Origin of the sequence: Methylibium rhizosphaerae, assembly GCF_006386545.1 — a bacterium.
Classification (GTDB): Bacteria; Pseudomonadota; Gammaproteobacteria; order Burkholderiales; family Burkholderiaceae_C; genus Pseudorivibacter; species Pseudorivibacter rhizosphaerae.
The window spans coordinates 1-946 of sequence record NZ_SWAR01000154.1 but is presented as its reverse complement, the minus strand read 5'-3'; the positions used below and the strand labels follow the sequence as shown (position 1 = coordinate 946).

At 63.6% G+C, this 946-nt stretch carries 1 protein-coding gene and 1 pseudogene; both read left to right on the top strand.

From position 1 onward, the window contains the following. Window positions 1-273 precede the first annotated feature (273 nt). Window positions 274-507, top strand: a pseudogene (locus tag E8D38_RS29625) (phage integrase N-terminal SAM-like domain-containing protein); the annotation flags it as partial. 70 nt (window positions 508-577) lie between these two features. Next, window positions 578-946, top strand: a 369-nt coding sequence (locus E8D38_RS29620; RefSeq protein WP_425462829.1) for a tyrosine-type recombinase/integrase, incomplete at its 3' end; no start/stop codon positions are given.

Here is a 946-nt window from a genome sequence, read left to right as displayed (position 1 = left end):
TGAAGCAGCGCGCCAACCGTCGCATAGTGCCCGGGATTGACCTTGGCCAACCGTAGGTGCTCAGCCAGCTCACGGTGCGTAAGAGCTTCGATCTGGCTTGCCGTCAGTTCCATGCGGACTCACCCTCCTCTGTTGTCTAACTTTGTTATGGCCAGCAGAATAGCTGGATAAAACCGCCGCTCTCCCCACCCAAAGGCGGGATAGCCCTCGGCAAACCCGCTTGTTGCCTGGGCTGCCGAAGCAGGCTGTACACGCATACAGTATAAATGGCCCGTGAAAACCGGCACGCCCGCCCTGCCCCCGCTGAAGTCGGCCAAGGTGCTCGACCAGCTGCGCGAGCGTGTGCGCTACCTGCACTACAGCCCTCGCACCGAGAAGAGTTACGTCTACTGGGTGCGTGCCTTCATCCGCTTCCACGGTGTGCGTCACCCGGCATCGATGGGACCGACGGAGGTCGAGGCCTTCCTAAGTTGGCTGGCCAATGAACGCGGCCTGGCCGCGGCCACCCACACGCAGGCTTTGTCGGCGTTGCTGTTCTTCTACGGCAAGGTGCTGGGCATCGATCTATGGCACCGGCATGCGACTGAACGAAGGCCTGCAGTTGCGCGTCAAGGACCTGGAGTTCGACCGGCAGGTGATCCTGGTGCGCGAGGGCAAGGGCGGCAAGGATCGGGTGGTGATGTTGCCTCGCTCCCTCGTGGCACCGCTGCACGAACAGCTCGCTTGCGCACGGACACTGTGGCAAGCCGACGTGGCGTCCGGCCCTGCCTCGGTGGAGCTGCCCACGGCGCTGGAGCGCAAGTACCCGCGAGCGGCGTCGTCTTGGGCTTGGTTCTGGGTGTTTCCGCAGGCCAAGCATTCAGTCGATCCCCGCAGTGGCGTGGTGCGCCGGCACCATGTGTACGACCAGACCTTCCAGCGCGCGTTCAAGCGAGCGATCGAACGG